The 6,066-nt window shown below is 63.8% G+C and carries 6 protein-coding genes; 5 read left to right on the top strand and 1 reads right to left on the bottom strand.

All coding sequences use genetic code 11. The features are described from left to right. Positions 1 to 186: hypothetical protein (locus tag M0R80_30965; GenBank protein ID MCK9464062.1), on the bottom strand; the 186-nt coding region annotated here is incomplete at its 3' end. A gap of 358 nt (positions 187 to 544) precedes the next feature. Here M0R80_30965 and M0R80_30960 point away from each other — a divergent pair. The 5 genes from M0R80_30960 to M0R80_30940 all read left to right on the top strand — a co-directional run bounded on the left by M0R80_30960 (position 545) and on the right by M0R80_30940 (position 5,945). Further along, positions 545 to 3,130, top strand: a complete 2,586-nt coding sequence (locus tag M0R80_30960) for a hypothetical protein (protein ID MCK9464061.1) — start codon at positions 545 to 547, stop codon at positions 3,128 to 3,130. A gap of 11 nt (positions 3,131 to 3,141) precedes the next feature. Next, the gene (locus M0R80_30955) at positions 3,142 to 4,374 is read left to right on the top strand and encodes a formylglycine-generating enzyme family protein (GenBank protein ID MCK9464060.1); all 1,233 of its coding nucleotides are present in this window, start codon (positions 3,142 to 3,144) and stop codon (positions 4,372 to 4,374) included. Then, positions 4,371 to 4,535, top strand: a complete 165-nt coding sequence (locus M0R80_30950) for a hypothetical protein (GenBank protein MCK9464059.1) — start codon at positions 4,371 to 4,373, stop codon at positions 4,533 to 4,535. Before M0R80_30955 ends, M0R80_30950 begins: the two co-directional genes overlap by 4 nt. A 332-nt stretch (positions 4,536 to 4,867) precedes the next feature. Next, positions 4,868 to 5,425: a hypothetical protein gene (locus tag M0R80_30945; protein MCK9464058.1), complete on the top strand. Its 558-nt coding sequence runs from the start codon at positions 4,868 to 4,870 to the stop codon at positions 5,423 to 5,425. A 130-nt stretch (positions 5,426 to 5,555) separates the two neighbouring features. Beyond that, entirely contained in the window at positions 5,556 to 5,945 is a 390-nt protein-coding gene (locus M0R80_30940; GenBank protein MCK9464057.1) for a hypothetical protein, read from the top strand. Positions 5,946 to 6,066 lie beyond the last annotated feature (121 nt).

Here is a 6,066-nt window from a genome sequence, read left to right as displayed (position 1 = left end):
GTTCACGCCCGAGGGCGGGGCCGTGACGCCGACGACCGCGTGGTCTGGCGTGGATGCGCTCTCCCACTGCAACGGTAGCCTCCTCCTCGGGTGCAGCGACGTGGGCCTCGGGGCCGATTGCGCGACGAACCAGGCGGCGGGCTCCTTCTCCGGCATGTTCGACACGGGCGCGGATCTGATCTGCAACGAAAACAACTACTGCGCCTACGACGCGTTGCGTACCTGCTGCCTGGACGACTACCAGGGCACAGAACCGTTCGAGGCTCCAGAAGCTCGTCTCGTCCGGCACCTGGTGCTCAACGCGCCGGTGGTGGCGGTCGTGGATGTGCACAACTTCGTCGCCGAGATGGGGCGGACGACTAAAACGGCACCGGTTGGTTTCGGCGACGCAGGCGGGCATGACGCCGACAATATCGAGGAAATCCGAAACAGGGCCGCCGACCTCTCAACCACCGCGGGACAAACCTACTGGCAGTCGCACGCGGCAATCGGTACCGTACTGCCGAGCTTTTTCGATTACGGGACCGGCGGGCGGGGCAGTGGGATGGGGCAGATCCCGAGCTGGACCGCACGCACGCCGACATCGGCCGGCGCCGTGTTGGCGGGTATCGACAATTACGATGACGAGACGTACCGCGGGATCAACGCGTTCAACATCGAGCTGCCGCCGTGGTCATTGAACGAATTCGATCCGACGATTCCCGCTGACGTACCGCTGATTGCGGACTGGGGCGAACACATGAGCTGCGACAGCACGACCCCGGTCGGGACTGACGGCCGCGCGCCGATGTCGCGGATGACGGTCGCGGTAGCGAACGCAGGGTTCCTGGCTGCGGCCCGATATCTGATCGCCCAGGCCGCAACGCCGTTGATCGGCTCGGACGAATTAGGCGCGCCGTTCGCCGCGCGGGCGGACACGGGTGTGGTAGGTCTGCTCGTGCACGACGGCGGGCGCAGAGGCGTGATCCACGGCGAAATGGACAACACAGTGTACGTCCCGGCCGGGCGTTGGGCAGTCACCGGAGACGTGCTTTACCAGAATACGAACTCGCCCGCTTGGGACACGAACTACACCGTGAAAACATCCGTGTCGCCGTTGGGTGTCTTTCCTTGGGGCACGGTACATGCCCGAAGTAGGGTCTTCGACAGTGCCTCGTTGTACGGGATGTCGCCTCCCGGGGATCTCTCCAGCTACGAGATGCGGGCCGATTTCAAACCGGGAATCGATTACCAAGTCAAGGCCGAGCTGACAGCGGCAGCGCATGACGACACCCTTGTCAACGATATCCGAGTGACGAAGGTCCGCGGCTTGGGCTGCGCGACCGGCGCGCTGCCGGAATCCACGGAACATGCAGGCTCCATGACGTCGGACGAGTTCTGCGAGGATCGCATCGTAGCGGACGTGCAGCGGTTCTTCTGCAACGAGGACCGGGATCGATGCCAGGAGTGCGGCTACGATCCGAGCGGCCCTGAAATCCAGCTCGTCGCTCCGTGCTCGACATGGTATGGCAACGGCGCGTTCTGCATGGCCGGGATGTGTGACACGCCGGACGTCTGCTGGAGCGCCTCGTTCGAGGATGACTTCGAGGGCGCTGAGCCGGTCGTCGTGAACGGCGTCAACAACGCATCCACCAGCTGGGTAGCGACCCTGCACCAGGACGGCAGCCCGATGGCGGAGCCGCCAAGGGACACGGACGAGATCCGATTCCAAACGCCGACGCTTCCCGACATTATTTTCAGCAACATGCTCGTCGTCGAAGTGGAAACGCTGTGCGCCGAGATCCCGGCTGCGCCCGACGGCGGCTTCGAGGCCATGGCGCATCTCGGGACGCTGCCGCTGTTCCCGCCGGGCAACCTACTGTTCCCGTGGACCGAGCCCGCTGCGGGCGATTCGGTCGTAAGTCTGGAGGTGACGTTGAACGACGCACAGCTCGCGACTTTCAAAGGCGGCACGCCGATCACGGTGCAGCTGCGATCAGTCACCGATCCCTCCACCGATGAGTACCCGTCGCTCGTATACAGGGTTTCTTTAGGATTCTACGCTGAGGGCAGCGAGCACCCGGACTTCTACGATGAGCTCGAGCGGCTCATCGTGCCGCCGTGGGAGCCGGTCATGGTGAAGGAGTTGAGCGGCGAGGCGAACGCGACGATGCTTGTCCCTGACCAAGGCCAAGTGACGATGGGGAACGAGCTCGTCTACAGGCCGACTTCGGGTGTCGGCGCCGCGTCCGTGCGCGTGGCCGTGGCGAACGTCCGCGGGGAGCAAGTGGGCGAGGTCACGCAGAACGACGCGGGGATCCTCGTGCACCTTTCAAGCCTCGACGCTCGGGAAGGGCCGTTCACGGTGTACCTGCAAAGCACGAGGCTCCCGCTCGACGGTATGGTCTACCACTGTCCCGCGAACACCCCGGACTGCCTGCAACTCGACCTGTCGCGCGATGCGTGCGGCGGTTTCTCCTGTGGAGCCGACGAGGTGTGCTGCCGCGGCGAGCAGGACGTAGTGTGCGCGGACGTGGCTGTCGACACCGACAACTGCGGGGCGTGCGGCCACAGGTGCGGCGCAAATGAGACGTGCCTGGACGGCGTGTGCGCGATCGTGACGTCGCTCGACTGCGAGGGAACTCAGTGTCCGGGCGGACTCGCGTGCTGCGAGGATCCGAACGGCCTTCCGGCCTGCGTGAACGCGAAGAGCGATGCCGCGAACTGCGGGTGGTGCGACCACGTGTGTGCCGCGAACAAGCGTTGCGAGTTCGGGCTCTGTGTTCCGCGCTGGGGCGAGAAGTGCGGCACTGCGTGCACGGGCGGCAAGACGTGCTGCTATGGAGCACTGGGTGGCAATCAGTGCGTGGACACGGCGGGCAGCCAGCTGCACTGCGGAAAGTGCGGCAACATTTGCGGGTTCGGCGAGACCTGCTCCGAAGGCAAATGCGTACCGTGGCTCTCGATATACGACCCGTGCTGGGGCGACCGGACGAACTGCGGCGCGCCGTACTGGATCGACTGTCGCGACCTGCAGAGCGACGTGGAGAGCTGCGGCTTCTGCGATGTGCGTTGCGCGAGCGGCGCCGAGTGCGTGAGTGGGCACTGCCTGATGGAGGAATACCTCTTCTCCGAGGCGGCTGACGAGTGAGGAGAAACGGCATGGATACGAAGGCGAACGCAGCGTTTCTTTTCTTCATCGCGTCCTTGTTCTTTGCCTGCTCGTCGTGCGGCGGAGACGACAGTGCTTCGGACGCGGGGATGGACGGTGGTACCGACACGGATGCGGACTCGGACTCGGACGCCGACACGGATTCGGATACCGACACCGACGCGGACACCGACACGGATTCGGACAGTGACACGGACACGTTGCTGTTCGACGGCGGACCGCTTGTGCCGTGCGAGAACGCGCCTCAGGAAGGGGAAGTGTGCATCCCCGGCGGCTCGTTCCCCATGGGGTGCGTGCCGCAGGACACCGAGTGTCTTGATGAGGAGAATCCACTCCACGTTGTGACACTGAGCCCGTTTTTCATCGACAGGGATGAAGCGGACTACGATCACCTTATCGCTTGGCTCAACACGTTGAATGAAGGATACATACGTCATCCTTTCTATGTTGAGACAGAGGATGGAAAATCGGTTTGGCATAACTTCTTCGTGATCCCCGTAGCGTTGGACGATACTGGCCAGTTCGCGCTGTGCCCGGACACCATCAACTGCGACGACGTGGAGTGGCCTCACATGATTCCATCAGAGGGTGACTGGGTCGTGGGCGGTTTCTCGCAGTACGGCGCGCAGCTGTACTGCGAGGCGCAGGGCAAGACGCTGCCGACCGAGGCGCAGTGGGAGTACGCGGCGCGCGGGCCGACGTATTTGCGATTCCCGTACTCGGACATCGACTACGGATGCGGTCTCGGATACCTCGCCCGATGCGAGGACCAGCCGTGCTACTCGGAGGGGTGGCCGTGGTGCCTGCCGCAGACGAAGAACCTGGGCAGCATGGAGAGCGTGTTTGGCGTGCCCGCGATGCTCGGAAACGTCGCCGAGTGGGTAGCGGACACGGCACCCACAGTGACCGATGACTACAGTTGGTGTGAGGATGGATGTACGGATCCGATGAGAGAAGGGATACATCCGATCATTAAAGGCGGCGGAACTTGTACTGGGTTGGGCGAGGGGAGGATCTCTTCACGATCCTTGTTTAACGGCGATATCTACACTCTCACCATGCACTGCGCCGGAGTCCGCTGCGCGCGGCCCGACGAGCCGCTCGCGCCGCCCGACGCCGGCGCGGACAGCGGCTCCGGAGGCGGCGGAAAACAGCCGTCGTCAGAAAGAACACGATCAACGGCTGCCCTAAGTGCAACGGCAGGCTCAAGCTCATCGCGATGATCGAGCAGCCCGAGGTGATCGAAAAGATCCTCTCGCACCTCGGCTTGCCGACCGAGGCGCCGCGACATCGGCCCGTGCGTGCCCCGCCCGAAGAGCCCGAGCAGCTCGACCTCTTCGACCCGTCCGAGCAGCTCGACCTTCCCGACGACTACGACGACTGACCCCGGCATCGCTCCCGCGCTGCGCCGCAAGGCCGCGGTGTGCGCCGCGGGCGTTTGTGCGCGAGTCCTCTCAGCTCCCACCCATGAAACCCTCGCCTCTTGCGGCTCTCGCCGACCGGCGGTCGCGTAGCACCGTAGCCCCGCTGAGGCGGCCCTCCTCTCCGCATGCGCGTCTCTGCGCGCTCTCTGCGCGCTTGATGACTTCATCGTCCGGCGGTAGCGTAGGCTCACCAGGCACGAGCGGGGGCGGACAACAGTGGCGGGGATGGGTGCCGGAGGAAAAGGCGTTTGTGCCTATCCTCAAGAGGAGGCTCATGAATATACCAAAGCAAATGGCGCTGTTGCTTCTCGCGTCCCTGGCAGCGGGTTGCGGGGCGTGGCCGAACCTTCCCGCGGGCGCGAACTTCGTCGAGAATGGCGAGAAGTCGGTCATCGTCATGGGCGTGAGTCCGGCGATCCGCGTCCAGGTGTTCCCCGGTGTGATGAACTCGGAAGGCTGGGGCCTGAACCTGTCCGACGGCGGAGTGCTCAACAACACCCCCGAGGGCGGCTACATCGTCGCCCCGATCAAGCCATCGAAAAGCGGTGAGACCTATGGCGTGAACAGGATTTTGCCGCCCGGCGAAGGTATTCTGAGCGTGTGCACCGGCGGCACCACGGCCGTGTTCGAGATCCCTCCGGGGTCTATCGTATACGTCGGAGACTTGAATCTCGTGAGCGAAGGCAAATACCGGATTCAGATCGGGTACGATTTCGAGAAAGCCGCCGCGTTCATGCGCGCGAAATATCCGGCGATGGCAGCACGACTCGTCGAGGGCAGAGCGCGAGCGGCGAAAGTCCGCCACGGAGAGTGCGGTGGAAGTTCGGTCTTCGTGGTCGTGGTGATCTGATAATTGTGGGGGCTACCTGAGGTTCGCCTTCTTACTGAAGAACGCTCCACTCAACTCCCACTACGGAAATAGCCGCCGCGCGGCTCGCCGCCTGCGTGAGGCGCGGTGGGCACGAGCGTAGTATCGAACCATGCGACAAGAGAACCCCAACCTGGTAGCCGAGTTAGAGAAGGGTGGGCGGTTCCGCCAGTACGACTTCTGTTTCTCGGTCGTGGTTCTCACGATCACGCTGAAGTCTCGGCCGATACTCGTGCGAGCCGGGGAGAGCCCGAGAAGGAAGGGGTTGCCGTACCTCTTCATCAGCATCCTCGCTGGCTGGTGGGGGCTCCCGATGGGGCCGATTCGAACGATTGCGTGCATCATCGATTGGGCGTCCGGAGGAGTGGACGTCACCGAGACGATGAGCAAGCAGCTGACCGGGGCCGAGAAGCCGTACGAGAAGTGGGACTGCCCGAAGTGCGGCCACCTGAGCCCGAACACGACCTACAGTTGCACGCGGTGCGGCTACAGCCTCATCTGACCCTCGGCGAAGGAGACGACGTTGCGATGACAGACAACCAAGACCAACCGCGAAAACCCTGGCTCGCAGGCTTGCTCTCGCTCCTCTGTCCTGGCCTCGGTCACTTGTACTGCGGTCGGGG

The organism is Pseudomonadota bacterium (assembly GCA_023229365.1).
Lineage (GTDB): Bacteria > Myxococcota_A > Polyangia > JAAYKL01 > JAAYKL01 > JALNZK01.
This window is presented reverse-complemented; position numbering and strand designations above follow the sequence as displayed.

Excerpts from the sequence above, each read along its gene's own strand:
- M0R80_30960 (MCK9464061.1), top strand. The coding sequence starts at position 545 with ATGGGGCAGATCCCGAGCTGGACCGCACGCACGCCGACATCGGCCGGC.
- M0R80_30955 (MCK9464060.1), top strand. The coding sequence starts at position 3,142 with ATGGATACGAAGGCGAACGCAGCGTTTCTTTTCTTCATCGCGTCCTTG.
- M0R80_30950 (MCK9464059.1), top strand. The coding sequence starts at position 4,371 with ATGATCGAGCAGCCCGAGGTGATCGAAAAGATCCTCTCGCACCTCGGC.
- M0R80_30945 (MCK9464058.1), top strand. The coding sequence starts at position 4,868 with ATGGCGCTGTTGCTTCTCGCGTCCCTGGCAGCGGGTTGCGGGGCGTGG.
- M0R80_30940 (MCK9464057.1), top strand. The coding sequence starts at position 5,556 with ATGCGACAAGAGAACCCCAACCTGGTAGCCGAGTTAGAGAAGGGTGGG.